Raw genomic sequence first — 23,802 nt, forward strand, 5'->3', positions numbered from 1 at the left:
TCAGGCTTCCTCAAAAAAAGTATCCGGGTCCTCCGGATTGTAAAATTCGTTGATCCAGAAAACGGTGTACAGCTCATCATCCCCGATGTTGGTGATATTGTGCGTATGCCAGACCGGCATATCCACGAAGGCAGGATGGTCGCCATCCAGCTCGAACACCATTTTTTCTGTTGTTCCGATTCGGCGCAGTTCGATCCGGGCCTTGCCGCGGATGACCGCGAAGCGTTCGATTTTGCGGGTGTGGTAATGATTTCCACGGGTCACTCCCGGCACGGTCGTTGAAAACGACACCTGACCGCCGAGATGGTCCAGTTTCACCAGCTCCACGAAAGTACCGCGCGCGTCGGTGTTGTTTTTCAGGCTGAATGGATAAAAAGTTTTGTAATCCAGATAGCCGCAGAAGGTATTGAACAACTGCACCTCGAACCGGTCACGAAGTTCCGGCAGGATGCCCTGCTCGAAGTAGAGTTCCTTGAAGCGGCGGAAGGTCGCCAGCAGCTCCGACACTTTTCTCTCCGCGCCGTAAGGGATCGGCCGGAGAACCGCCGTCTCCGCGGTACGCATGATTTTAATGAACTCCCGGCACAGATCGCCGACATAGATCAGCCTGATTGAACCATCAACCTGAATTTCCGGCTCCTCGCCGTGAGTCAGTTTGTGACAGAAGGTGGCGACCACGGAGTTGTAATTCGGCTTCCCGAAAGGACCGAATACATTCGGAATCACGCAGCCGGTGAATTTTCCTCCGTTACGCTCAGCCCATTCCGCCAGCAGTTGCCGGCCTTCCCGCTTGGAAGCGCCGTACAGATTGTCGCGCTCCTCCTGGGTCGAACTGGAGAAAAGCACATGAGGCGCGACTTGCTCTGCCTCCATCGCCGCGATCAACTGTTTCACCAGCCGGATATTGGTGTCGTAGATCACCTGCGGATCGGGATGACGGTTCATCGCCGCCAGATGCACAATCACGTCACACTGTTTTACGAAGTTCCGCAGGGCTTTTTCGTCGGAAAAGAACTCATCCCGGCAGGGAATCCGCTGTATATCCGGCTCCGTACCCAGCAGGTTGTAGAGATGGGAGCCGACAAAACCGGGCTGCCCGGTGATACCGACCTTAAGCATGACCGAGTTTCTCCATATCTTCGCGGATGAAATTCAACTTCAGCAGCAGTTGCTTCATGCCGTCCACATCCAGCCGGCGGGTATTGTGTGAATGATAATCCTCGATTTTAGCGACATCCTCCGAACCTTCCACGAAAAATTTGTCGTAATTCAGGTCACGGGTATCGCACGGAATTCGGAAATAGTTGTCCATATCCACCGAACGCGCCATCTCTTCGCGGGTCACCAGCGTTTCATAGAGTTTTTCCCCATGCCGCGTGCCGATTACCCTGACCTCGGTGTCGGAGTGGTAAAGTTCTTTGAGCGCCGTTGCGAGGGTGGTCAGGGTAGCCGCCGGAGCCTTCTGTACGAAAAGGTCGCCGTTTTCGCCATGCTGCCATGCGTAGATCACCAGATCCACCGCGTCATCGAGGGTCATCATGAAACGGGTCATATTCGGATCGGTGATCGTAATCGGTTTGCCGGCCTTGATCTGCTCCACCCACAGCGGAATTACCGAACCGCGCGATGCCATCACATTGCCGTACCGGGTACAGCAGACGGTGGTTTTCGCGCTCTTTCCCAGTGCGCGTCCTTTGGCGATCGCAACTTTCTCCATCATCGCTTTGGAAATCCCCATCGCGTTGATCGGATAGGCTGCTTTGTCGGTGGAAAGCACCACAATATTTTTTACGCCGTGGGCGACGGCGGATTCCAGTACGTTATTGGTGCCGAGCACATTGGTCTGAACCGCCTGCAGCGGGAAAAATTCGCAGCTCGGCACCTGTTTCAACGCCGCCGCATGGAAAATATAGTCAACTCCGTCCATCACTCCGTCGACGCTCTGCCGGTCGCGGACGTTGCCGATATAGAACTTCACTTTGGGATTTTGAAGCTCATGCCGCATGTCGTCCTGCTTTTTCTCGTCACGGCTGAAGATCCGCACCTCCCGGATATCCGAATTCAGGAAACGCCGCAGCACAGCATTCCCGAATGAACCCGTTCCGCCCGTAATCAACAATACTTTGTCTTTGAACACCGTTCACCTCATTATTCAATTACTTGATCATAAAAATTATTTATTCACACAACATTCTGATAAAGCATCATTCAGGAAGTGTTTCGACATTTCCCGCAGTCTGTTTAGATTGGGTTGGACTTCCGAATAATCGATAGCCTGGTCTACAATCGCCAAATCATCAGGAGTGTGGATAACTCGTTTCAACACCCCCGCACTGTTCAGGATGTTTTCAACTCGTAAGCGATTAGTTGGCGGCATGACTACAGCAAATTGTTTCTGATAGATCAGTGAAAAAGCAGTACCGTGAAACGAACTGGTGATCACAAAATCCGCCTGTGCCACATAAGCGAGAAATTCCGCCGGTCCTGCAGTTCTGACGATCTCATCGGCTTGACACTTTTTAGCGAAACCACCGATTTGAATTACTTTTTTATGCAGACGCGCAGCAAGCATCGTAATGACTTTTTCCATAAAAGGATCTTTCTGAATAACATATGCGAGAATATAGTTTTCAGCGTTGACGCGCCTCTCAAGTTGCCGATAGTGTTCGCGATCCAGTAGAAAAACTGGATCAAGCACATAACGCGCCTGAGTCATGCCGATTTCCTGCAACTGCTGCACCGACACTTCTTCCCGCAAGGAAACTGCTTTGAAATCCGACAATCTGTTTTTAAGTTTGACAAGTTCTGCCGTTTTTTCTATCTTTCGCCCCAAGCTGGCGGCGTAAGACAACTTATTGGGAGAATGAACAAATTTCAGGTAATATGTGTTATCGTTACCACAGTGATATTCAGTATTCCATACTTGGTCGCTTCCAATCAAAAACACATCCGCAACCGGGGGCTTTGCCTCCAGTTCTCGATAAGAGGAATAACGCCGGGTCAGTTTTTGTGTGGAAATGAAAGTTTCAAATCGTCTGCTTCTGATCAGATATGGAATCAAAAAAAGCATATTGGCTGCAATTTTGGTGAAAAAACGACGAATACTGGTTATACCATTTGAATAGAATGGCCTGTAATCTAAGACCTCCACCTCATAACCTTGTTTCTCCAGATAGGTGTACAGCGCATAAGCCTGCAGTACACTGCCGAAATTATTATTCTGGCTATGTAAAGTAATCAACAGAATTTTCATTTTTTAAGATATCTCCGTTTCGACATGAATAAGATTGTTAAAAGCTCCAGCAAGTATATACCCGAATACACAACTGAAATGTAAAACAGAAATACACTAATATTCCAATTGCAGGGGCGAACCAACAGTGATCCACCAATCAAAGCTCCAAAAAGCAGAATCTGAAAAAACAATTCAAACAGTTGCCTGGAAGCCAGAATAAAACCATAACCGACCGTACCGACTAAAAAACGTATTCCGAACATTGGCGCCAGAATACGTACATAGATTCCCGCTTCCCGCCACTCCTCTCCAAAAATAATTGCAAACAGCATCGGTGAACATACCATCAGCACAATAGTGAATGGAACCACTCCAGCCAACGCTAACATCAGAGTTTTGACTGTACAGTGGAAATAATTCTGTACCGCAGCAATTTCCTTTACGGCATCGCGATAATGAACTCGCGCAATATTCGAGCTGAAAACCGCAAGCGGCAACCCGAGGACACGCAATGAAATACCGTATAACCCCAGCATCGTCATACCGTATGTATTGCCGATACAGATACTGATTGCAGAATAAGCCAGAGCATTGATTAAGGTCGCAGGTGCGGAATAGGTCAACTGCCGACTGTGTTTCCAAAACGCATACTGGATTGCCCGTCGGTCCGGCGTAAAAATTTTAATTCCGGATTTCAACAGAGAAGAAGACTGTTTTTTCAGTCCAGCGAGCTGGCCGCAAAACTGCCCTAACAAAAGTCCCCAAATTCCCCAGTGAAATATGCCGCAACCAATGATGATTACATTTTGCAACACCGACCGGATTACATAAACTCTCGCCATGATCCGATACTCCTCCGCTCGGTTGTTGTATGCATTGAGAATATTGACCACGCCGCTGATCAGCAGCAGAAAAAAGCAAACCCATATCAAAGCAAGTAAAGATCGGTCCTTCCCCCACAGAAGCAAATAAAGATAAAATCCAAGAGTAACACAGATACTTCCAATAACGGCAATTAAAAACGAAAGCTGAATCAGTCCTTTGATTTCACCTCTGCGGGAAGCTGAAACAATGGATATTTCATATCGGCCATTGATGACACCGGAAAAGATATTGATAATGGAGAGAATGAAAGTGAAGAAACCGATATCTGCCGGCAGATAAAGTCTGGTGATAATTAAAGAACAGAGAAAAACAATTCCCTGAGCCCAAATTGATCCTGAACTCAGAACAAAAATGGCATTCAGAAAATTATTTTTCTTCAAGCGATTACAGATGTTGTTCAAGGTTTTCATAACAATTTGCAGCGATCATATACTCTTTGTGCACAATAGATTCCCGCAGTAAAAATCAGGACCAGGGAAAATGATGTGATCACAGTATAAATATTGGAGGCAACCATACAGGAAGCCAGACGAATGAAAAAATAGCTTCCCCAAAAGCCGATGAATACAGAACGCGTATTGATCAAAATTCTTTCAAGCTGAAATGCCAAATAATAACAAATACAGATCAGGCCGGGAGCAAGCAAATAGCCGAAATATAAGAAACAATGACCGGAAATAGGCAATAGGAAACCATTGGAAGCTCGGTTATCTGTGACAAACAAATTATATAATATCGTAGTTGTATCAAGAGAAGAATCTTTCACGAGAAAACTGATTCCGATAAAAGGGCGCAATAAATCCAGCAAAAAACGTTGTATTGTAAAAACGCCTTCAGACTGCACGGCAAAATCAAAAACAGAGGCAATTGTCAGGGGGCCAAGCAGATACAGTTCCAGATTTTTTGTAAGTTCGTAGCCGTTAAAACCAGTTTCAGCGATTGCACTGCCATAAGAGTCCATCTGAAAAACATACAGATGTTTATACAATGACAGAAGAGTCAGAATTCCCAATGCGCTCCCGGTTAGAGTGATGAAAATATATCGCCTGTGTTCCGGAAAGGTTTTGCATAACAAGAAAATACAAGCGAAAGCACTATATACCTGAGTTGATCTCTGCTCTCCCACAATTGTCGCAATATTGATAAAAGCGATCGCGAGTAGCAGATTAAGCCCCAGAAAACTTTCCCGTTTTCGTTTGAGCATCAAGGTTCCGGTAATCATCATACAGCCTAGACCGGTAATAATGATCTGCCGGAGAAAGTATTCCAAGGTAGAGAACTCCTGTCCCCCGAAGCGCTCTCCCGTTCGAGCAGCGATTTTAACAAAATTCAAATTTTCCCGGGCTTGGGGAAACAGAAACCAGATTCCCAAAGCAAACAATACAAACAGCATGTAAATGCCGTATCCTTCTGTTGGGCCAAGTTTCTCTCGTTGTTTCTGTTGAATTTCCGGGGGCTTCATCCTTCTTATAAAAAAAGCAATGAAAACTGATACAATGACCAATTCATAAAGCAGGAATAAACATCCCGCTGACAAATACATTCTATTTAATGGATAATAATATGAGAATTGATATACCGGCCACAAACTAAGGCAGACTGGCAATAGAACATAGCGGGCCATGACGACCAATAAGAAAATCAGCACGGTTATGGAGTTGCATTTTTTCAAAGCAGGAAAGATAAGAATATTGGCTGTCCCCAATGCTCCCATTGGTAGAAATGGTAAAAAATAATAGTCATTCTCCGGGGCTGTTGCACAAAGCAATATTGCTAATAAAGCAGAAATATTATATCCGGAAATAAACAGACGTTTCAGCATAGTGCAATTATGAAATATCTCGGTTTGCAACAACCATTACGCAGTCTGCACAAGCCGTTTTCAGACCAATTCAGAAGTAAATTCATCTGAATTCAAGAAGTTTGTAACTTTCTGGTCAAAAATTGCATTTTCCCTGAAAACTTCTACCAGAAAATCATCGCAGGCACGTTGCAGTTTTTCTTTATCAATTGCCGTATAATAAGAATAAAAATTGTCAGCAACATGTTGGCTATCAAGGTCCATGGTATATCCAAATCCCACAGACGCTTTCTGCATATAGGTATCCGGACAGACCAGAATAGGCTTGCACAATTTGGCTGCGTAATACAATTTATTGGAGAGAGCATAATCCAACAGGGGAATATGATTCCCGTATAAATTGGAAATTACATCGCTCTGCATAAAATATTCAACTGACTTTTCAGGAACGAAGTAACCTGTCAACTGAACGTTTTCAACCTTTTGTTCTCTACAAAAATCAGCCAGCTCATCAGCTCCTTTTCCAATAAAACGAAGTTGAAAACGAGGATCATTCCGGAATGCTAAAATCAATTTTCTGTTCTGCTGATGAAATCGAATTAACCCGATATTTGAAATCACAATCGGTCGTTTCCGAGTTGAGAAATTTCGGCGGGATAATTCAATCAGCGATGGTTCAATCGGATTATCATTATGCACTGAAATATATTCTCCCGACGGCAGAAAAGACAAATAACCTTTGGAAGATATGACATTCAAGCCGGAATGATTTACTAGTTTTTTCTCCCACTCCCGATACCAGCGATATTTTTCATAAGAATAATCCCGGATGTCCAGTAGATAACGCCCGGAATACTGTGTGCATAGCAGTTTCCCAATCAACACAGCCAATGGGGTATGCAGGATGACAACCCGACTGTAGTCATTTTTCTTCAGTATTTCCGCCGCAAAAAAACTGAACCTTACATAACCGAGCAGTTTTTGAAATTTATTTCCGGAAGCACAATGAAACGCATAAATATTTTCAGCGCCGCTTTTTTCCTCCACATTGCTCCGATTCCAATAGATAACATCATATTTGCCGACAAACGACAGATATTTTTTCAGATATGGAACCAAATAAAGGTTATCCAGCGAAATAAAACAGACTCGACCCATTATATCCTTTTTTCTTTAAGTATCAGAAGTTCTCAGTTCATTTTGCTGTAATGAAAATCCAACAGCCAATGATAGATTTTTCTCAGCGGCAATTTCATTAAATTTTTATAATATATTTTTTTCAAGGAGGTTCTGGCGGCTGCCCGGCGGATTCCCCTGTCCTTCAATTCTTTCAGAAAAACCGCGCGGTCCGGATGTAATGCAAAAGGCGTACGCAATTGATTATTCCCGCGAACAGCCTCTTCGATAGGACGTTCGGTCCAGACAAATCTCTCCTTTACCGCCTCGAATAACTTCCGGCCTTTGTCGGTATGCAGCAGCGCCAGGGAAATTCCTCGATTGGGAGGCAATTCCGGTAATGCGGAATAATCAATCCCCCAAAAGTCGCCAAGCGTGATATCCCCGACTCGCTCCGGACAGGCATAAGGACAGGAATAACAGTTCACACGAAATGACAAACCGTACATGAAAGCCAATAAATACCAATCCAGCGTACCTTCGCAGGAATATAACCTCTTTGATTTCTCAAAGAGCTTAAAGCAATAACCATTCCGTTGACGGAACATAACATGTGTATAATGTCTTGATCCAATTATTTCCCGGAGGTAGTCTGCAAAGAGATCATAGACCGGTACGCCATGGCAGACCAGATCTACCGTCAGCAATTTGTCATATTCCTGACCAAGAAAGCCATATAATCCTGCAATTTGACATGGAGTTCCGAAAACCAAAACAGTGCGTCCCGCTTTCAATCGGTTCTCCACAGTCGAGTAAACCGAACTGAAATCGCTCTGAACATATTTAGACCCGCAGAAGTTCGCCGCAACCTCCCGGGTTTCTGCAATCGTATGAACCAGCTTCCCATCAGCAGTGAAACCTGCACCGACAACTACACCGCCTTGTTCAAGAACATAGTCGGTGAAGCCTTGAGCGGCGCCACCGGAAGAGGAACGTGCCGCCTTCTGAACATCCCGTAACCACAGAGCGATGGCATGTCCGGGAGTTTTCCTGAATGGAGGTGTCACAACCGGACAGGCTTGACGACACATTCCACATTGAATGCAAAGTTTGTCATCAACCACGGTACGCCGACTCAATCGCTCCGGATCGAATTTCAACCGCACAGCCTGTCGGGGACATTTCGCAATGCATGCACCACAGCCGGTACACTTATCTGCACTGCAGATTTCTGTAATTTTTCCCACTGCTGTCATTTTGCTGTTTGATGGATCAACACTTGCAAAATCCGTTCACACGCAAAGCCATCCCCATAAGGATTGACGGCATTGCTCATAGAGGAATAATATTCCGGATTTTGCAGAAGAACCGTTGTTTCGCCGACAATTTTATCAAAATCAGTGCCGACCAATTTCACTGTACCTGCCAGAAGAGCTTCCGGCCGTTCCGTTGTATTCCGCATCACCAGAACCGGTTTTCCCAAACCGGGAGCCTCTTCCTGAATTCCGCCGGAATCGGTCAATACCAAAGTGCTTTTCTCCATCAGATAGACGAAAGGCAGATAATCTAAAGGCTCCATAAAAAACATATTTTCCGGGGGCCTGTTGCCGAATACCTCCTGAATCGGTTTCCGGACATTGGGATTCAGGTGCATCGGATAGACGAAATCGACATCTGCATGCCGTTGTACCAACGTCTTTATCGCGGAGCAGATAGCCAGAAAACCATCACCGAAGTTTTCCCGCCGGTGGCCAGTGATCAGCACCAAGCGTCTTCCCGCCTCTATCCGGGATACTGGATAACCGGCCACTCTCAGAATTTCAGCTAACTGCTGCTGCATGGCCTTCGAGTTTGAAATTTTTGAAACGACCCAATGCAGAGCATCAATTACGGTGTTTCCGGTAACGAAAATCCGTTCATCCGCAACATTTTCTTTGAGCAGATTGTCACGGCTCAGAGGTGTCGGGGCAAAATGGTATTCGGCAATACGTCCTGTGAGTTGCCGGTTCATCTCCTCCGGCCACGGACTGTAGATATCGTGCGTCCGCAACCCTGCTTCTACATGCCCGACCGGAATCCGTTGATAAAATGCCGCCAACGCTGCGGAAAAAGAAGTAGTAGTGTCGCCATGTACTAAAACTACATCCGGCCGCTCTTTCTGCAATACCTCTTTCAAACCGCACAGTACTCTGGAGGTAACATCGTACAAATCCTGTTTAGCCTGCATGATATTCAAATCATAATCAGGCTCAAGTTCAAACAAATTCAGAACCTGATCCAGCATCTGACGATGCTGCCCGGTAGAACAGACCTTTACATCAAAATAATCAGGACGCTGCTGAAAAGCCTTTACTAACGGAGCCATTTTAATTGCTTCCGGCCGCGTTCCAAAAACCAGCATTATTTTTTTCATAATATCCTTATATTTCCAAAACGATTTTCAATTATTCCAGTCAATCCCGGTATTCACGCCCGATATTGAAATTCTCCAGCGCAATCTGACCATCAGCAAATTCTATGGCAAAAATGAATTTTTCCACTTCCGGTGGGAAACGATCCAGCAGAAAGACTGCCTGTTGTACGGTATTGAACCGCAAACCGTAACATGTTTTGACTAATACGGCATCAGCAAGTCTGCCGGATTGGTCGAAACAATATGCATAAACGTTCAATTCGCTTCCCGGAGTTCCTCGAAATCGAAGACTACCCCAATATATTCCGTTTGCCGGCTGTCGTAATTCAGAAATAACGATTCCCTTCCCGCGGCCGGAAAAATAAATGGCATTACTTTTCTCGCCTGTACGGTTGGCGCTCAGTTCCAATTCTTCCCGATTACCACGACCATCATTAGGAACCCAGCCGGCAGGAAACCATAACGGCTGTCGTGCAAATCCTACCCCCTTCTCCCGCAGGGTATGCATCATCGGGTGTGTTTCCGGAATTTTCCGTAATATTTCAAAACAATCCGTCAAAACCATTTCCATTCCTTTCTGCCTGTTCGTATTTGCAGCATTTCTGGAAATGGAAAAAATCTGAAAATATTTTCCCTGATATTCCTGTTTCAGCGCGGGTTCTGATGCTTTTAATTTCTGCAAGAGGCCAAACTTGTCCTCCTGTTGAATGTAAACAAGTAATAACTGCTTGTAATAGGGGGCTGACCATTGGATGCAATTAATCCACGCCGCAGCGTCTTTCGGCAAATCGATACTTGTTCCCTGTCGCTCAGCGGAAAACAGAACACGGGACATCCGCTTGTCGGAAGACAATACCAATCGGGAGCCAGAAAGCGGCGATGGGAGAGAGCGGAAGTATCGTATAAGTTCCGTTTCCATTCTGGTTCGCCTGCTCAGGCGGATCTCTTTCAGGAAGCCGCCGAGGCAGATGCCGAAGACCAGCACGAGCAACAGCATCCCTCGCCAGCGCCGCACCGGGGTGGGGCAATTATGCCAGCTCCAGTGAAGCAGCCAGACCGACCAGAAAAGTGTCAGGATGCCAATTCCGATTACATAACGGAAACTGATGACCGCCGGATTCGGAATCCGATTCGCCATCATGAAAAGCAGCAGCAGCGCCAGAAAGCCTTCCATTCCGGTCAGCTTTTTCCGCCACTCCCCGGAACGGAATGCCGTATATAGAAAAATCCCCGCTCCCAGCCAGCCCAGTATTACCAGCGGCGGGAAGCAGGCCCCGAAAATGCGGTTCAGGGTTTCAAGCATTTCAGCCCCACAGTCCTCGCAACCGCCCCGTAAAGGCTTCCGTGTAGTATTCCAGCGGAATCCCGAGCAATACAGAAAGCAGGATTCCACCGACGGCTCCGCCAAGCAGGAAAAGCAGAAGCGCCCAACCGGTTTCACGGCGCTCTTCCGCATTCAGCCACAGGCGACCCAGCAGAAAAAGCGGAATGAAAAGGAACAGCTCCAGCGCCTCATACCGGGCAAGTGCTGCCAGAAAAGCCCCGGCCCCGGCTCCGCCCCAGTAAAAGCGGTTTCTGCGCCGGAAGCCGCAGACAGCCAGCCATAACGCCAGCGTCATGAAAAGCAGATACAGGGATTCGCGCTGGATTTCCACGGAAAGCTGTATGAATTCAGGAACAAATGCACAGAACAGTGCCGCCAGCGCTCCGAGACGTTTATCTCTGAAAAATTCCCCCGCCAGCAGAAACACCGCCGCAATCAGTAAACTTCCGGTCAGAACATTGACCAGAATTCCGGAGGAATAGGCGGAAAGACCGCACAGCATGCCGCGGCTGACGCTCCAGGGCAGCAGCGGCGGTATCCAGGCGGCCTCGCTTCCCTGCAGCGCCTGAAAACCGCCGGTCAGCCAGAGTTCCGCCTGACGCAGGTATAAGACGCCGTCGCGGGAGATCATCGGCTCCGCCCAGTGGCGCCACAAGCGGAAAGCGCCTCCCGCCGTCAGGGCGGTGAGCAGCAGCCATGCCCAGCCATGCCGGAAGCGGCTCAGCTTGTCCAGTTTTTCAGGACAGGTGGAGATGATAAAATTTTTCAGTGGAGTCAGGATCATCACTGCCGCATTGAGAAATGCGAAAAGAACAGACTGTTTCGGAAAGGAAACAGTTCAGACGTGTTTGGGGTTGCGTATTGTGCTTCGAAGCGTTATTCCGTCAACTTCTTGAGTTTTTCGGCGGGAAGCCGGTATTCGATATGCTGTCCCAGCAGCGTTACATTCACGATGATCGCATCGTGGGCGTCGTCCCGGCGGACCACCTCCGTGACCAGCCCCGCCAGAGAGCCGGAGGTGATCAGCACCTTATCCCCGTGGCGGATGCCGGGATTGATCAGGATCGGCTCCGTTTTCGCCAGCGCCTCACAACGCTGCAGCGTATGAAGTTCATCGATCAGCAGGGCTTCCCGGCCTTCGTCGAACTGCAGGTCGATTTTGACGATTTTCTTTTCCCGGATCTTCAGGTCGGCGGCTTCGAAACGCCCCAGGCACAGAAAAAGATAGCCGGGGAACATCGGCACTTCCGTAATCACTTTGGTGGAGTGCATCATATAGGCGCGGGGAACCACCGGCAGATAGCAGGCGATCCCGGCATTCCGCAGTTTTTGCGCAACCATTTTCTCCGTCCTGGGGTGCAGATAAGCATATCCCCAGTGACGTTCCGGCTGTTTTACGATATCGATTTTATCCATGCGGATTTAAGGCCGAGAGGCGGATTTTTCCCATGCAGTGGCATCCTCACTTGATCGTCCCGACCGAGTAAGGATGCCGTGTCAACGGCGGCTGTTTTTCGGCGCCGCCTGAAAATAAATAACCGTAAATCCTATTCAATCTGGAAATTTACGGCAGTGGAAACAAATCAGAAACGGTTTACGGTTCCCGGACACATTTTCCCCGCGATCAAAAAAACAGGCAGATATTGTAGCCGAAAACATAATCCTTTTTCCCAAATAAGATAAACCTCGCTTAATATAGTCCGTTTGTCCGGAAAATCAATTGTTAAATACCGCCGTTCGGAAAAAAATGCCCTCCTGCATCATCAGTGTCCTGCAAGCCGGGCGCAGGATGCCGGCAAGGTGCGGAATGACCGTCAGTGCCGCATCATTTCCAAATGTTTTTCGGGAAAAAATCAGAAAAATCCGGAAAATCGCAATGAGTGCAATCACTTGAGAAGGCAAATCACCTGAAAGCCCGCTCCGGCAGGGGAGCGGGCAGGGGAGCCCGCGGCGGGATCAGGGGCGAAGTTCTTCAATTTCCGCTCCGATGGCGGTGAGCTTGGCGCAGAGGTTTTCGTAGCCGCGGTAGATCACTTCCGCCGAATGGATCGTGCTGGTCCCCTTCGCGCAGAGCGCCGCGATCACCATCGCCATTCCGGCGCGGATGTCCGGGCTGGACATCGTGACCGCGTGGAGCTGTGCCTTGCCGGTGATCACCACCCGGTGCGGGTCGCAGACGATCGCGTTGGCTCCCATGCTGATCAGCCGGTCCGCGAAGTAGATCCGGCTTTCGAACATCTTCTCGAAGAACATCACCGTGCCGGTGCACTGGGTGGCCGCGACGATCGAACAGCTCATCATGTCCGACGGATACTGCGGCCACGGGCCATCCGAAATCTGCGGGATGTGACCGCCGAAATCGCATTGGATTTTCGGCTGCTGGCCGCCGGGCAGGATGATCCGGTCCGAATAAAGCTCCATCGCGACGCCGAGCCGCTCGAACACGCGGCGCAGCATCCAGTTGTGGCGGGGCGCGGTGCCGTGCACCGTGAGTTCTCCGCCGGTCGCCGCGGCCAGCGCGAGAAAGCTGCCCGCTTCGATATGGTCGCCCGCGATCGTGTAGTCGCAGCCGTGCAGTTTCTCGACGCCTTCGATTTCGATGGTGTTGCTGCCGGCCCCGGTGATCCTGCCGCCCATCGCGTTGAGCAGTTGGGCGAGGTCCTGCACGTGAGGTTCCCCCGCCGCGTTGTACAAGGTGGTTTTGCCTTTGGCGGTGACCGCCGCGATCAGGATCTGTTCGGTCGCGGTTACGCTCGCTTCGTCGAGGAAAAGCTCGCGGCCGAAAAGCCCGCCGGGAGCGTGGAAGCGGTAGGTTTCATCGCCCGACATCGCGGAACCCAGCTTGATCAGTCCGTAGAAGTGCCCGTCCAGGCGGCGGCGGCCGATCACGTCGCCGCCGGGCGGGAAGAGCTCGGCGGCGCCGCAGCGGGCGATCAGCGGAGCGGCGAAAAGGATGCTGGTCCGGTTCCGGGAGCACATTTCGCGCGATACCTTGGTGGTCCTTATGTCGCGGCAGCGGAATTTCAGCACGTGGTTTTTAAAGGAGAATTCCGCCCCGAGCTCTCCGGCGATGTCCAGCATGGTGCGCACGTCGAGGATATCGGGCACATTGCGCAGTACGCACTCCTCCTCGGCCAGCAGCAGCGCCGCGATCATCGGCAGCGCCGCGTTTTTGTTGCCGCTTACCGTAACCGAACCGCGGATTTCCGCGCCGCCCTTCACTCTCAAACTCTGCATGAACCCCAGCTTTCCATTCTATTGCTTTGCCATGCTGTAAATTTAATTCCAACTTGTCTTATGTCAACCGGAAATATGAATTTACCGCCGTTTTTATTTCATTAAGGACTTGAAAATATTATTGAAGGCAGTATGTTAAGGATGGCCTAATTTCAAAAAAACTTAACCGGATGTCAATCAATGAATAGTGAAGAAGTCATTCCGCTGTGGCGTAAGATGTTTGAGGTGACGGATATCATGCGCAACATGAATATCTCGATCACCGATGAAATGCTCTTTTCCCTGACGTTCAACCAGTTGAGAATGATCAAGAACGTTCATGTCCTCAATCGCGACTATCCGGAGGGCGTAACCCTGAAAGTCCTGGCCGAATCGCTGGCGATCACTCCCGCCGCCGCTTCTGAAATGGTCGACGCCCTGGTACGCAAAGACGTGCTGCGCCGCGACCACAACCCGCAGGACCGCCGTGCCGTCGCAATCAGCCTGGCCGACTCCTGCCGCAAGCGCTTCGCGGAAGGGGAAAAGAATTTCGAGAATCTGACCAATGAGTTTCTGGCGACCCTTCCGGCTGCCGACCGCGACAGCTTTATCTCCACCGTCGAGAAATTCCGGGTTTTCATGCAGCCCTATAAAAAATAGATTGCAGTTGCGGTTTCCCAAAGGCAGCCCGGCGGTTTATTCCGGCCGGGTTGTCTGTTTTTTCAGAAGGGAACGCCATGTGCGAATCCCGGGAAGCCGGAGGCGTTCCTCGGAGATCAGCAGGCCGGCGAGCGTCAGGATTGTGCCTGCGATGGCGGCGGGCGTGAGCCGTTCCCGCAGGATCAGGGCTGACGAGAGCACGGTGACTACCGGAACCAGATAGATATAGAGACTGGTTTCGACGGGGCCGAGTACTTTGACGGTCCAGTTCCAGACCGCGAAGCAGAGGGCGGTGGCTCCGAAGCCGAGAAAGAGCAGATTGAAGAGATTGAGCCATTCGAAGCAGCGCGCTGTCTCCGGTTGGAAGCCGAAGAGGAAAAGCGCCGGAATCATGAACAGCCAGCCGTAGAAGAAGATCCGCCGGGTGCACAGCACCATATTCAGGTTGAAACCGGCGATCAGCTTGGTCAGGATCGAATAAACCGCCCAGATCAGCGCGGCCAGTATCGCCAGCAGGTCGCCGAGCGGATTGAGTTTGAGGACCGTGTTGCCGTTGAATACGATCAATGCGATACCGGCGATCGCCGCTCCGAAGCCGAGGAAGAACCGGCCGCCGGGCCGTTTCCGCTTCAGCCAGAGCCACGCGAGCAGGGCGGTGAAGAGCGGAGCGGCGGAGACCATGATGCCGACGTTGGAGGCCAGCGTATGGGTCAGGGCGATGTTTTCCACCAGGAAATAGAGCGTGACGCCGCTGAGGCCGGCTCCGGCATAGTACAGTTCGTGCCGAAGCTCCCGGAACGGCAGGAATTTCGGGAAAAAGGCCAGCAGCGACAGATAACCGATGGTGAACCGGATGAACAGGATTTCGACCGGCGAGAAGCTGCGCAGCAGCACTTTGGTCGAAATGAAGGTGGTACCCCAGATCAGGATGGTCAGCAGCGCGGCGAGGTGTCCGGCGGCGTTCCGGCTGAACGTCATGGCCTGGCCTCCGGCGTGAAGATATGGCGGTACTGGCCGGGGGTAACGCCGATCGTCCGCTTGAAAACGCGGGTGAAATGGCTCTGGTCGGCGAAGCCGGCGAGCACGGCGGCCTCGGCGGACGGAAAGCCCTGTGCCAGCAGCTTGACGACGCAGGAGATCCGGATGGATTCCAGGTAGCGGCATGGGGAGATTCCCCGGCTGCGGGTGAAAGCGCGCAGCAGCCGGTATTTGCCGATGCCGGTGCGGTGTGCCAGCTCGTCGAGCGTGATGTTGCGGGCGTAGCCGGTTTCCAGGAAACGGCTGACGGCGGCGAGCTGCGACTCCGGCACGGCAGCCGGGGGGAGCGGTACGGTCGGTGAACAGTCGCGCAGCAGCGTTTCCACCAGCAGCAAATACGCCTCCTCCCGGCGGAACGGATGGTCGTTGTGGAGGATCATCTCGTGCAGCTCTTCAAGCAGGGGCACGAGTTCGCTGTGCGGATGGAGGGGGCCCCGGAACACGGGCAGCTCCGGCGTTCCGGTGATCGCCCCGACCGTTGCGCGCATGGTTTCCCCGGAAACATGGATGCTGCGGTAGTCGAGCGGCCAGCCGTCCAGCTCCTCGCAGGAGTGGGGGTGCCGGGGATTGAAGAGCAGCAGGTCGCCCGGTTTCACCTCGAAGGTTTTTCCGGAGCAGAACAGCTTGCGCCTCCCGCTGACGATGCAGCCGATCACATAGTGGTCGTGGAAGTGGAGCGGAAAACGGTGCACGACTTCCCGGAAGGTGCAGATTTCGATCTTCAGCTCCGGGTCGCGCTGGATGGTTCTGGTTTCACGGCACATGATAATTTCCCTTTTGCACGCATAATATATCACCGCGCCGGAGGAATGTCTTGTACGATCTTGCAGGGAAGCAAAAAAGCGGGAAATCCGTGATTCCCCGCCTGCTGAATCCATCGGCATACCGGTAAGGTACTGCGCTTCTCCTGGGAGCAGGGCGCCGGTCCCGGAGCTCCGGTCCGGACTGGAAACGCATTGCAACAGAAAAACTCATGCGTTGGCTGCCTCCCTTGGCGGAGCCGGACCCCTTGATACCTCCCGGACCGCCTTACCCCGATCGGCCGTGTCCCGTGTCGGAGCTTCCGGTTCCTTTGTCCCGCCGGTCCGGGAGTCGCGCAGCACCTTGCCGGTACGCCGGTGGAGTCCCGGCGGATACCCGCCGGGCGGTTTGTTTACTTGAGTGCCGGCAGCATCCGGCGCGCCAGTTCAAGGCTGCACCGGGCGAGGGCGTCCTTGGCGGCGATCACATAGCTCGGCCCCGCGACCGTCTCCTTCTGGCGGTCGGAGAGCAATATTTGCTTGCCTTTGTAAAGGTTGAGTTCGAGCCGCGCAGTTGAGCTGGAGAAATTCTGGTAACGCCCGGAATCGGTGGCCAGCCCTTCGCCGAGGAACAGGAATTCGGCGTCCTGCCGGTCTTCGACCACTTCAAAGCCGAGGGCGATCAACAGCTTTTTGAGCTCGGTTTCGGCTGCCGGATCGATCGCGGGGGCGCTGATGCTCTCCGAGATCTTCACGTAGACCTTGCGCCCGTTTCCCTTGACGGTTCCGGAGAGTTCACCGGCGACGGAGAGCGCGGTTTTCGGCCTGGGCATCAGCTGCCGGGAACGGGCGGTCAGCTGTCCGGCCACCTTGACCGCCAGCTCGGAGACGAGATCGGTGGCGGCGCTGCCGCCTTTGGCGGCGGCCGGCAGGACCTTGCCGGTTTCGACGCCGATCAGCTTGGCGACGACGTAGTTGTTGTCGCCGCTGCGGAATACGGAGCCGGTGATCAGGATTTTCGCGCCGGTGAGCTGTCCGAGCTTGAGCTGGGTCTCCTTGTCCACCAGCCCGGTGGCGGAAAGGTGCAGTTCGGTCAGGATCTTGTCGAGTTCGGCGCGTTCGACCAGTTCGAAATCTCCCTGCGTCGCGAGTTCGACGGAGAGGAGCTCGGCGATCGATTTGCCGAGATTTTCATCCTGCGCCCTGGCTCCGCGCGAGTCGAAAGGCAGCACCGCGATGGTCGGAACCGGCAGGGAGGCCGTCTCCGGCTGCGGGGCGGGATCGGCCGCAACAGCGGCACTGTGGACGGTGAATACCGCCGCGAGGATCATCAGCAATCTGTTCATTATTTCATCTCCTTTAATATGGTTTGGATCAGTATGATATTTTCCAGCCGGGCCGGGTCGAACTCCGGGGAGAACACGATCAGGCGGCGGCGGCCGTCGCGCAGTTCGATATAGGAGGCGCGTCCCGTCCGGTCGATTGTTTCCTGCTTTTCACGGTATAAGACGCCGAGCGTGCCGGGAATCTTAGCGCGGACCATCCGGATTTCCCGCCAATTTTCCGGCAGCGCCAGCGGCAGGTCCGAACGGGTCGGGAACAGCAGCTGGAGCCGGGCGTTCCCATCGCCGGACAAAGTGTCCGTAAACAGGATGGGACACTCTCCGGCAGCGGACAACCCGGCATCCAGCAGAGTCCGGCGCAGTGCCGGCCGCAGGTCGAACCGGGCTTTGAGTCCGGCGAGCGGCCGGGGGGAATGCAACAGCAGCGGCTGCTTTATGTTGTCGGCGATCAGGTCGACCTGTTCCGACGCGCCCGGTTTCAGGGCGGCGAGGTAGAAAGCCGGGCAGCCGTCGGCGGTGCCGGCCGCCAGCACCCGGCCGTTGGCCGCAACCAGCTGGTAGGAACCGTGCACTTCGACCGGGACGGTGACTTCGCGCCCGGTCGTCAGGTCGAGCGGTTCGGCGGCGTGTCCGGCTGCCGCGAGCAGCAGCAACATCAAGCAGGCGGGAATCGTTTTCATCGGAGGAATTCCTTTCCTTTGGATATCAGGACCGTATCTATGGTGAAGGTGACCGGCTGGTCGGACTTTTCCAGAATCAGTTCCACCAGGCCGGAGCCGGAACGCAGCGTGACGGTGCCGTCGGCGGCGAGCGGGCTGATGCCGGAATTGGCGCCTTCCCCGACGCGCAGCGCAGGCAGCTGCCGGGCGAGGTCGTCCGGCTTGAAGATGAGCCGCAGCGATTTGCCCGCGGTCAGTTCCGGATTGAACTGCAGCGACACGCGGCACTCGAACGGAATCTTCTCCGCCGTGAATTCGAGCACCTGGTGCTTGCCTTTCTGCACGGGACGCACCCGGAAAAGGTCCGCGTCGGTGGCGAAACTCTGCTGAAGCGCCTGCGCCGGGTCGAGTCTTGCCGCTCCCTGCTGTTCAAGCCGGAGATCTTCGACGGTGATTCCCTCCTGACTGTCGGGCCGGCTGCCCCATCCGCCGCGCGGCGCGATTTCATAAAGTGCGTCCTCTCCCTCCAGCCACAGCGTATTTCCGTCGGGTGAGAGGTGGAAACGCCCGAAGCCGATGCCCCGCAGCATCAGTGACCGCTCCGGCCGGACGAGATTTATCAGCAGGAGCCGATGGTATTCGTCCCGCAACAGCAGATACTGCCCCTTGAGGCCGAGCGGTTTGAGCTTTGGCGGAAGGTTGCGGTCGGCGGCTCCCGGCAGCACCCGCATTCCGGGGATGAAATTCGGGGGGCCGGCAATCACCAGGAAAGGTTGTCCGGGCCCGCCGTCGACCGCAAGCAGTGCGGGGTAGTCCTGCCGGGGAGTGAGGATATGGCCCAGCGGCGTGTCGATGATGCGGGGAATGCCATGGAACTGAAGTTTCCGGCGGACCGCACCGGTGGCGGGTTGAATTTCATACAGATAGGAGCCGGCCTGCACCAGCAATGTCCGGGAGTCGGGATAGCTCCAGATCCCTTCCAATCTGCCGGGAGGCAGGTTCTGCCGATCCAATACCAATGGTTGATCGGGACTGCCGTTCGGTTTGAATTTCAGCAGTTGCCCGGGACCGGGACCGGCGGCATAGAACTGCCGCCCGAGCAGGGCGTAGGTTCCGGGACGGCGGAAGAAATCAGGCAGCGGAGCCGGGGCGCCGCCATTGGCCGGGATTCCGCCGTAGCCGCTCCAGATTACGGCCCCGGTGTGCAGCAATGGCACATTGCCGTTTCCGTAAGGATAGTTGTCAATACTTTCCGGTGCGGTGTTTCGCCATAGCGTGCGCCATTTGCCGGAGGCGGGATCGTATTCGCACAGTTCGGATTGCTTGCCGTTGCGGCAGATGCCGTAGAATTTCCCGTCGTATATCGTGGCGGCGGCAAAAGGGCCGCGGCTGGAGGCGGCGGGGGGAAAACGCAAATATCTGGAATATCTGCGCTCCTGTTCCGACGGATACCGGAAAATCGGCCGGATGGAAAAATCCGGGTTGAGCCGGGTGAGCTGTTCGGGCGTCAGCCGTCCCGCCGGCGAAAAGGGGGGATTCCGCATGGAACCGCTTTTCAGCATCGGCCGGGCGTCGAACAGATTGCCCGGATTCTCCGGTTCCGCCGTTTCGGCGCGTTTGACCGGCGTTTTCTGCCCGGCTGCCTTTTTCGGCGTTGGCGGCGGCTGCGATATTTCACCGGGACCGGTGAGTTTGAGGTTGCGCAGCTCCAGTTCCATATTCCGGGTCATGGCCTGTTCGTCGTCCGATATCAGCAGGAAAGTCATGAAGATGCGGTCAAATCGCCGGTTGCGGCCGCAATTCGGGCAGTTGCCCGCATCCGGTACAGGAAACGTGAGTTGGAATTTCCGCCACTGGCTATTGGAGTTGTCGGCGGCAAGCTCCCGGGATTGCCTTTCGATCCACATGGCATGTTTTTGCGCCTCCCGGGCTTCGGGAGTGCCTTGGGTATCGGGACCGCGCCAGACCCGGTAATCAGGATTGTCGCCGCCGAAGGTCACTTTGAACCGCGCTCCCGGACCGCTCAGGGAACGCAGTTCGCCGGAAAGCGTATAGTTTCCCGGTATGGCCACCGTATTCTCCAAAGTCAATGCGGTCTGGTTGTTGCGTTCGGCACGGAGCAGAACGCTGTTTCCTTCCGGGGAAATTTCGTACCAGTACTCCTCGGGAATGTCATACGGCGTATTGGCGGAGACATGCCAGCCGCCCTTTTCCGGCAGGAACCGGTATTCCAGCTCTGCCGCTCCGAGAGTCGGAAGCAGAATCGCCGACAGAAGAAGTGAGGGAAAACGCATTATAAGACCTCCGCTTTGGGTGTGACCTTGAATAGCTGGTGACGGGTGACGAGCAGTATCGAGCGTCCGTCCGGATCGGGAAAGAGCGTGAATAACTGCGGAAAGAACCAGAAAGGTGTCCGGGCGGGAGCATCAGGGCGGAACAGCAGACTGCGGATGTGGTTGCCGCCCGACGTATACAGCAGCCCGTTCCGCAAACAGGCGGCGCCCCATAACGGCGGCAGGTTCTGCCAGCGTTGCACCGGCGGGGTCTCACGGGCGGGAAGCAGCAGGTTGCGCGGCAGTTGCGGTTCCCGCTTGCCGCCGCAGCGGAATTCCCCCGATTTTTGTTTCAGGTTCCAACAGGCGACCGCATAGAAATCGGGGTGGTTGGTACAGAGCAGCACGCTTTCGCCGGAGCGTTGGATGTTGTCCATGCTTTCGTGCTGCGGTTGCAGCAGCAGACGCGACTGCAGCAGCGGTTCGAGGGTTCCGGCGTCGGCGTCGAAGCGGACGAAACCGCATTCGCCGATCAGCAGGAAGCGGTCCGGTTCTCCCGGTTCGGCGAAGAATCCGCGAAGCCGGAACTGGTATCGGCGGTCGGCGTTTGGGAATGCGCGGCAGGTATCGTCGAATTTGGAGAGATGCACCCGGCGTCCCGTCCCATCCGTCCTGCCGGAGAGCACGATCCCCTCCGTCGCGAACCAGATCCGGTCGTCCTTGCGTTCCACGCCGACCACCTTGCCGGGCAGGTCGGTGTGGAGCCTGACGGGGGCCCCGTCGAGCGGAAGTTCCGCCACCATGTCGCCGAGCCGCAGGAATGCGCTTCCGGCGGAGAGGGACAGCCGGTTGCCGCCGGGTTTCGCAAGCCGGTCCATGACCTGACGGTCGGTGACCGCATGGATGCGGGCATTTGCCCCGGAGGCCGGGTCGATCCGATGCAGCGTCAACGCATTGCTGCGCTTCAGCAGCAGCCAGACGGAACCGGAGGCGTCCTGGGCCGCTCCGGCGACCGGCATCAGCAGGTGGTCCGGGGAGGCGGCGGCCGGATAGAGCCGGCGGATCTCAAACTCCGGGTGAAGTTCGGCGGCGAGATCGACACTCCACGGCGGGAAATGGGTGGGAGGAAAGTCCAGAGCGCCGATTCGGGCGGAAACTTGCTCCGCGTAAGGTTTCCGGCTGTATTCGACGGCCTGTGCCAGCAAAGGCATAAGACGGTGGCGTTCAAAGAACTTCCGCACTCTTTCCGAGGAAAAACGATCGACCGGCGGGGGAGGCGGAGGGATGGAACGGCTGTCAAGCTCCCGCAGGAGGTCCGATATGAACCGCCAGGCGGCAAAGCCGGCGTCCGGCTTGATTCCGGCATCTTCGATCAGCTCCGTCCAAAGCTCGTCGTGTTCGGAAGGAAGGCGGCACGGCTTGCGTCGCAGCAGGACGGGACGCAATACGCCTGCCAGTTCATCACGGGTACGCGGCGGCGCTTCCCGCAGGGCCGCATAAAGATCGAGCCATTCCGCAAGCAATTGAAAGCCGGCCGGTTCCTCCTGCCGGAACTGCGGCGCCCAGACGCGGGCCTGCCGCGCGGCGGCATCCGGCGGCAACAGCCTGAGGTAGGCGTGAAGCTGCCCGCGGGTGTTGGAGTGCTCGTCGTTCAGGTAAATTGAATTGGGTACCGGCTTTTTTTCCCGGCAGGTGGCGATATCCCTGAACATCGCCGCGATTTGCCTGCTTCCTTGCGTAATGCAGAGCGCCGGGTTGAAATAGAACTCCGGCTGTAGAAATTTCAGTGAACCGTGCACATAATGGTACAGGGAAATGTGAATATCTCCGGGACGGTTCAGGCTCAACAGTTCTTCCCGAAGTTTGGTGTGGCGTCGTTGCAGATATGCCCGGTAGGCGTCGACGACGGGACGGATTCGGGACTGCTGTTCCGGCGTGAGGCGGTCACGCTGTTCATAAAGCGCATACAGGATCTGGTCGAGCGGTTCGCTGGAAAGGTGGGGAGTGCCCCGGGGAACTTTACGCCGGAACGTCCACGGATCGCCGAATTCGGGACCGAGCACCGCATTGACCAGCTCCAGACGTTCCAGCAGAAGCGGAACCGGCAGCGGAGACCGGCGGTAACCTATGGCAAGGCGGGTATTCAGCGCCCGGCGGTATTCGGGATTGTCGGGATCGAGCAGCCAGGCGGTACGGTATTGGGCGATCATGCGCTGCTCTTCTTCCAAGGGGCTGCTTTTGTACCAGCGGGCCTCCTCGAAGAAGCGGGCAGCTTCGGCTTTGCGGTCGTCGGAGGCAGCGGGGGGAGGGGGAGTGCGTTTCAGGTAGTGTGCCAGCTTTTCGAGCAGGGTTCCCGCCGGATCGTCCCCGGTGCTGTAAGCTTCGGCGGTGAACAGCACGGTTCCTCCCGGCGCGTAGAGCAGCAGCCGGCAAAAGTATTCGTCGGCGCTCCGGCCCGGACCGAGCTCCAGCGCCAGCAGCCGGGAGGCGGCGGCGAGTTTGCCGAAACTTCCGGTCAACTGCCGCTCCCGGATCAGGGTGTCGAGTTCTTCGCGTTCCAGCAGTACGAGCCGGTCGAGGCGCAACAGCCGCCGCTGGAATTCGTCGGCGGTGCGGTGAGCGTCGATCCAGTGGCGCCGGGGCAGGGCACGGTCGCGGATGCCGGTGGCCGACAGGAACACTGTTTGCCCCGGAGCTTCGATGAGAGTTTGTTTTTGCCGGATCAGCCCCGCAGCGGCCTGCTCCGGGTTTTCGGCGGGCAGCTGCTTGTCCGCGAGCCGGAAGCCGTTGGCCGGTTCGAAGATCAGCAGCCGCGCCCGCGCTTCCTCCTTATCCGCCGAAACCAGTACGAAAAGATCGGCCTTCAGCAGCGGGGCGAGACGCCGGACAGCGACGGAATCAAGCCTGTCGCCGGAGAGTTTGCGCTCCTGAAGCACCGCCTGAATCCGGTCGCGCTCGACAAAGTCGAATTCAGGGCTTGACGCGAAAATGCGGTCGGCCAGGTTCTGCCCGGCTTCGCCGCGTCCGAGCAGGGCGACCGTGGAAGCCATCGCCTGTTGCGCGGCAAGGAAAAAGAACAGGATGATCAGGTGTTTCATG

Annotated in this window: 20 protein-coding genes; 1 reads left to right on the forward strand and 19 read right to left on the reverse strand. The window is 54.3% G+C overall.

Features of this window, described 5'->3' with window-relative positions; all coding sequences use genetic code 11:
* The 13 genes from C8D82_RS16860 to murA form a co-directional block, all read right to left on the reverse strand.
* On the reverse strand, nucleotides 1-1,119 hold the full coding sequence (locus tag C8D82_RS16860) for a polysaccharide biosynthesis C-terminal domain-containing protein (RefSeq protein ID WP_116885463.1): 1,119 nt from the start codon (nucleotides 1,117-1,119) through the stop codon (nucleotides 1-3).
* Complete coding sequence (locus C8D82_RS16865; RefSeq protein WP_116885464.1) at nucleotides 1,112-2,137, reverse strand: polysaccharide biosynthesis protein; 1,026 nt, start codon at nucleotides 2,135-2,137, stop codon at nucleotides 1,112-1,114. The genes C8D82_RS16860 and C8D82_RS16865 overlap by 8 nt, the downstream gene beginning before the upstream one ends.
* Before the next feature lie 36 nt (nucleotides 2,138-2,173).
* Nucleotides 2,174-3,253, reverse strand: coding sequence for a polysaccharide pyruvyl transferase family protein (locus C8D82_RS16870; protein WP_116885465.1), 1,080 nt, complete (start codon nucleotides 3,251-3,253; stop codon nucleotides 2,174-2,176).
* Nucleotides 3,250-4,530, reverse strand: a complete 1,281-nt coding sequence (locus C8D82_RS16875; protein ID WP_116885466.1) for a lipopolysaccharide biosynthesis protein — start codon at nucleotides 4,528-4,530, stop codon at nucleotides 3,250-3,252. The genes C8D82_RS16870 and C8D82_RS16875 overlap by 4 nt, the downstream gene beginning before the upstream one ends.
* Nucleotides 4,527-5,942, reverse strand: a complete 1,416-nt coding sequence (locus C8D82_RS16880) for a hypothetical protein (protein ID WP_133245252.1) — start codon at nucleotides 5,940-5,942, stop codon at nucleotides 4,527-4,529. The genes C8D82_RS16875 and C8D82_RS16880 overlap by 4 nt, the downstream gene beginning before the upstream one ends.
* A 60-nt stretch (nucleotides 5,943-6,002) precedes the next feature.
* Nucleotides 6,003-7,079 (reverse strand): glycosyltransferase family protein, encoded by a 1,077-nt coding sequence (locus C8D82_RS20820; RefSeq protein ID WP_133245253.1) that lies wholly within the window; start codon nucleotides 7,077-7,079, stop codon nucleotides 6,003-6,005.
* 32 nt (nucleotides 7,080-7,111) lie between these two features.
* Nucleotides 7,112-8,293 (reverse strand): Coenzyme F420 hydrogenase/dehydrogenase, beta subunit C-terminal domain, encoded by a 1,182-nt coding sequence (locus C8D82_RS16895; RefSeq protein ID WP_116885470.1) that lies wholly within the window; start codon nucleotides 8,291-8,293, stop codon nucleotides 7,112-7,114.
* Nucleotides 8,290-9,450 carry a non-hydrolyzing UDP-N-acetylglucosamine 2-epimerase gene (gene wecB, locus C8D82_RS16900; RefSeq protein WP_116885471.1) on the reverse strand — a complete coding sequence of 387 codons (1,161 nt, stop codon included), beginning with the start codon at nucleotides 9,448-9,450 and terminating at the stop codon, nucleotides 8,290-8,292. The genes C8D82_RS16895 and wecB overlap by 4 nt, the downstream gene beginning before the upstream one ends.
* 40 nt (nucleotides 9,451-9,490) lie before the next feature.
* Nucleotides 9,491-10,753: a hypothetical protein gene (locus C8D82_RS16905; RefSeq protein ID WP_116885472.1), complete on the reverse strand. Its 1,263-nt coding sequence runs from the start codon at nucleotides 10,751-10,753 to the stop codon at nucleotides 9,491-9,493.
* A gap of 1 nt (nucleotide 10,754) precedes the next feature.
* Complete coding sequence (locus tag C8D82_RS16910; RefSeq protein ID WP_116885473.1) at nucleotides 10,755-11,558, reverse strand: glycosyltransferase family 39 protein; 804 nt, start codon at nucleotides 11,556-11,558, stop codon at nucleotides 10,755-10,757.
* Nucleotides 11,559-11,650: 92 nt separating this feature from the next.
* Complete coding sequence (gene nusG / locus C8D82_RS16915; RefSeq protein WP_116885474.1) at nucleotides 11,651-12,190, reverse strand: transcription termination/antitermination protein NusG; 540 nt, start codon at nucleotides 12,188-12,190, stop codon at nucleotides 11,651-11,653.
* Between the two features lie 300 nt (nucleotides 12,191-12,490).
* Entirely contained in the window at nucleotides 12,491-12,664 is a 174-nt protein-coding gene (locus C8D82_RS21385; RefSeq protein ID WP_165833156.1) for a hypothetical protein, read from the reverse strand.
* A gap of 66 nt (nucleotides 12,665-12,730) precedes the next feature.
* A complete protein-coding gene (gene murA, locus C8D82_RS16920; protein WP_116885475.1) occupies nucleotides 12,731-14,011 on the reverse strand; it encodes a UDP-N-acetylglucosamine 1-carboxyvinyltransferase in 1,281 nt (426 codons plus the stop codon).
* 180 nt (nucleotides 14,012-14,191) lie between these two features.
* On the opposite strand from murA, the gene C8D82_RS16925 reads away from it, so the two are divergent.
* On the forward strand, nucleotides 14,192-14,650 hold the full coding sequence (locus C8D82_RS16925; RefSeq protein WP_116885476.1) for a MarR family winged helix-turn-helix transcriptional regulator: 459 nt from the start codon (nucleotides 14,192-14,194) through the stop codon (nucleotides 14,648-14,650).
* 36 nt (nucleotides 14,651-14,686) lie between these two features.
* Here C8D82_RS16925 and C8D82_RS16930 read toward each other — a convergent pair whose 3' ends face one another.
* The 6 genes from C8D82_RS16930 to C8D82_RS16955 all read right to left on the reverse strand — a co-directional run bounded on the left by C8D82_RS16930 (nucleotide 14,687) and on the right by C8D82_RS16955 (nucleotide 23,801).
* Entirely contained in the window at nucleotides 14,687-15,628 is a 942-nt protein-coding gene (locus C8D82_RS16930) for a DMT family transporter (RefSeq protein ID WP_116885477.1), read from the reverse strand.
* Entirely contained in the window at nucleotides 15,625-16,452 is an 828-nt protein-coding gene (locus tag C8D82_RS16935) for an AraC family transcriptional regulator (protein WP_165833157.1), read from the reverse strand. The genes C8D82_RS16930 and C8D82_RS16935 overlap by 4 nt, the downstream gene beginning before the upstream one ends.
* A 389-nt stretch (nucleotides 16,453-16,841) precedes the next feature.
* Nucleotides 16,842-17,774: a CsgG/HfaB family protein gene (locus C8D82_RS16940; protein WP_116885479.1), complete on the reverse strand. Its 933-nt coding sequence runs from the start codon at nucleotides 17,772-17,774 to the stop codon at nucleotides 16,842-16,844.
* Complete coding sequence (locus tag C8D82_RS16945) at nucleotides 17,774-18,451, reverse strand: hypothetical protein (protein ID WP_116885480.1); 678 nt, start codon at nucleotides 18,449-18,451, stop codon at nucleotides 17,774-17,776. The genes C8D82_RS16940 and C8D82_RS16945 overlap by 1 nt, the downstream gene beginning before the upstream one ends.
* On the reverse strand, nucleotides 18,448-20,724 hold the full coding sequence (locus C8D82_RS16950; protein ID WP_116885481.1) for a hypothetical protein: 2,277 nt from the start codon (nucleotides 20,722-20,724) through the stop codon (nucleotides 18,448-18,450). Before C8D82_RS16950 ends, C8D82_RS16945 begins: the two co-directional genes overlap by 4 nt.
* Nucleotides 20,724-23,801, reverse strand: coding sequence for a hypothetical protein (locus C8D82_RS16955; RefSeq protein WP_116885482.1), 3,078 nt, complete (start codon nucleotides 23,799-23,801; stop codon nucleotides 20,724-20,726). The genes C8D82_RS16950 and C8D82_RS16955 overlap by 1 nt, the downstream gene beginning before the upstream one ends.
* Nucleotide 23,802 lies beyond the last annotated feature (1 nt).

The organism is Victivallis vadensis (assembly GCF_003096415.1).
Taxonomy (GTDB): domain Bacteria; phylum Verrucomicrobiota; class Lentisphaeria; order Victivallales; family Victivallaceae; genus Victivallis; species Victivallis vadensis.

What these genes read in the sequence shown, in the direction of transcription:
- C8D82_RS16860 (WP_116885463.1), bottom strand. Translation starts at nt 1,119, where the DNA reads ATGCTTAAGGTCGGTATCACCGGGCAGCCCGGTTTTGTCGGCTCCCAT.
- C8D82_RS16870 (WP_116885465.1), bottom strand. Translation starts at nt 3,253, where the DNA reads ATGAAAATTCTGTTGATTACTTTACATAGCCAGAATAATAATTTCGGC.
- C8D82_RS16875 (WP_116885466.1), bottom strand. Translation starts at nt 4,530, where the DNA reads ATGAAAACCTTGAACAACATCTGTAATCGCTTGAAGAAAAATAATTTT.
- C8D82_RS16880 (WP_133245252.1), bottom strand. Translation starts at nt 5,942, where the DNA reads ATGCTGAAACGTCTGTTTATTTCCGGATATAATATTTCTGCTTTATTA.
- C8D82_RS20820 (WP_133245253.1), bottom strand. Translation starts at nt 7,079, where the DNA reads ATGGGTCGAGTCTGTTTTATTTCGCTGGATAACCTTTATTTGGTTCCA.
- C8D82_RS16895 (WP_116885470.1), bottom strand. Translation starts at nt 8,293, where the DNA reads ATGACAGCAGTGGGAAAAATTACAGAAATCTGCAGTGCAGATAAGTGT.
- wecB (WP_116885471.1), bottom strand. Translation starts at nt 9,450, where the DNA reads ATGAAAAAAATAATGCTGGTTTTTGGAACGCGGCCGGAAGCAATTAAA.
- C8D82_RS16905 (WP_116885472.1), bottom strand. Translation starts at nt 10,753, where the DNA reads ATGCTTGAAACCCTGAACCGCATTTTCGGGGCCTGCTTCCCGCCGCTG.
- C8D82_RS16910 (WP_116885473.1), bottom strand. Translation starts at nt 11,558, where the DNA reads ATGATCCTGACTCCACTGAAAAATTTTATCATCTCCACCTGTCCTGAA.
- nusG (WP_116885474.1), bottom strand. Translation starts at nt 12,190, where the DNA reads ATGGATAAAATCGATATCGTAAAACAGCCGGAACGTCACTGGGGATAT.
- murA (WP_116885475.1), bottom strand. Translation starts at nt 14,011, where the DNA reads ATGCAGAGTTTGAGAGTGAAGGGCGGCGCGGAAATCCGCGGTTCGGTT.
- C8D82_RS16925 (WP_116885476.1), top strand. Translation starts at nt 14,192, where the DNA reads ATGAATAGTGAAGAAGTCATTCCGCTGTGGCGTAAGATGTTTGAGGTG.
- C8D82_RS16930 (WP_116885477.1), bottom strand. Translation starts at nt 15,628, where the DNA reads ATGACGTTCAGCCGGAACGCCGCCGGACACCTCGCCGCGCTGCTGACC.
- C8D82_RS16935 (WP_165833157.1), bottom strand. Translation starts at nt 16,452, where the DNA reads ATGTGCCGTGAAACCAGAACCATCCAGCGCGACCCGGAGCTGAAGATC.
- C8D82_RS16940 (WP_116885479.1), bottom strand. Translation starts at nt 17,774, where the DNA reads ATGAACAGATTGCTGATGATCCTCGCGGCGGTATTCACCGTCCACAGT.
- C8D82_RS16945 (WP_116885480.1), bottom strand. Translation starts at nt 18,451, where the DNA reads ATGAAAACGATTCCCGCCTGCTTGATGTTGCTGCTGCTCGCGGCAGCC.
- C8D82_RS16950 (WP_116885481.1), bottom strand. Translation starts at nt 20,724, where the DNA reads ATGCGTTTTCCCTCACTTCTTCTGTCGGCGATTCTGCTTCCGACTCTC.
- C8D82_RS16955 (WP_116885482.1), bottom strand. Translation starts at nt 23,801, where the DNA reads ATGAAACACCTGATCATCCTGTTCTTTTTCCTTGCCGCGCAACAGGCG.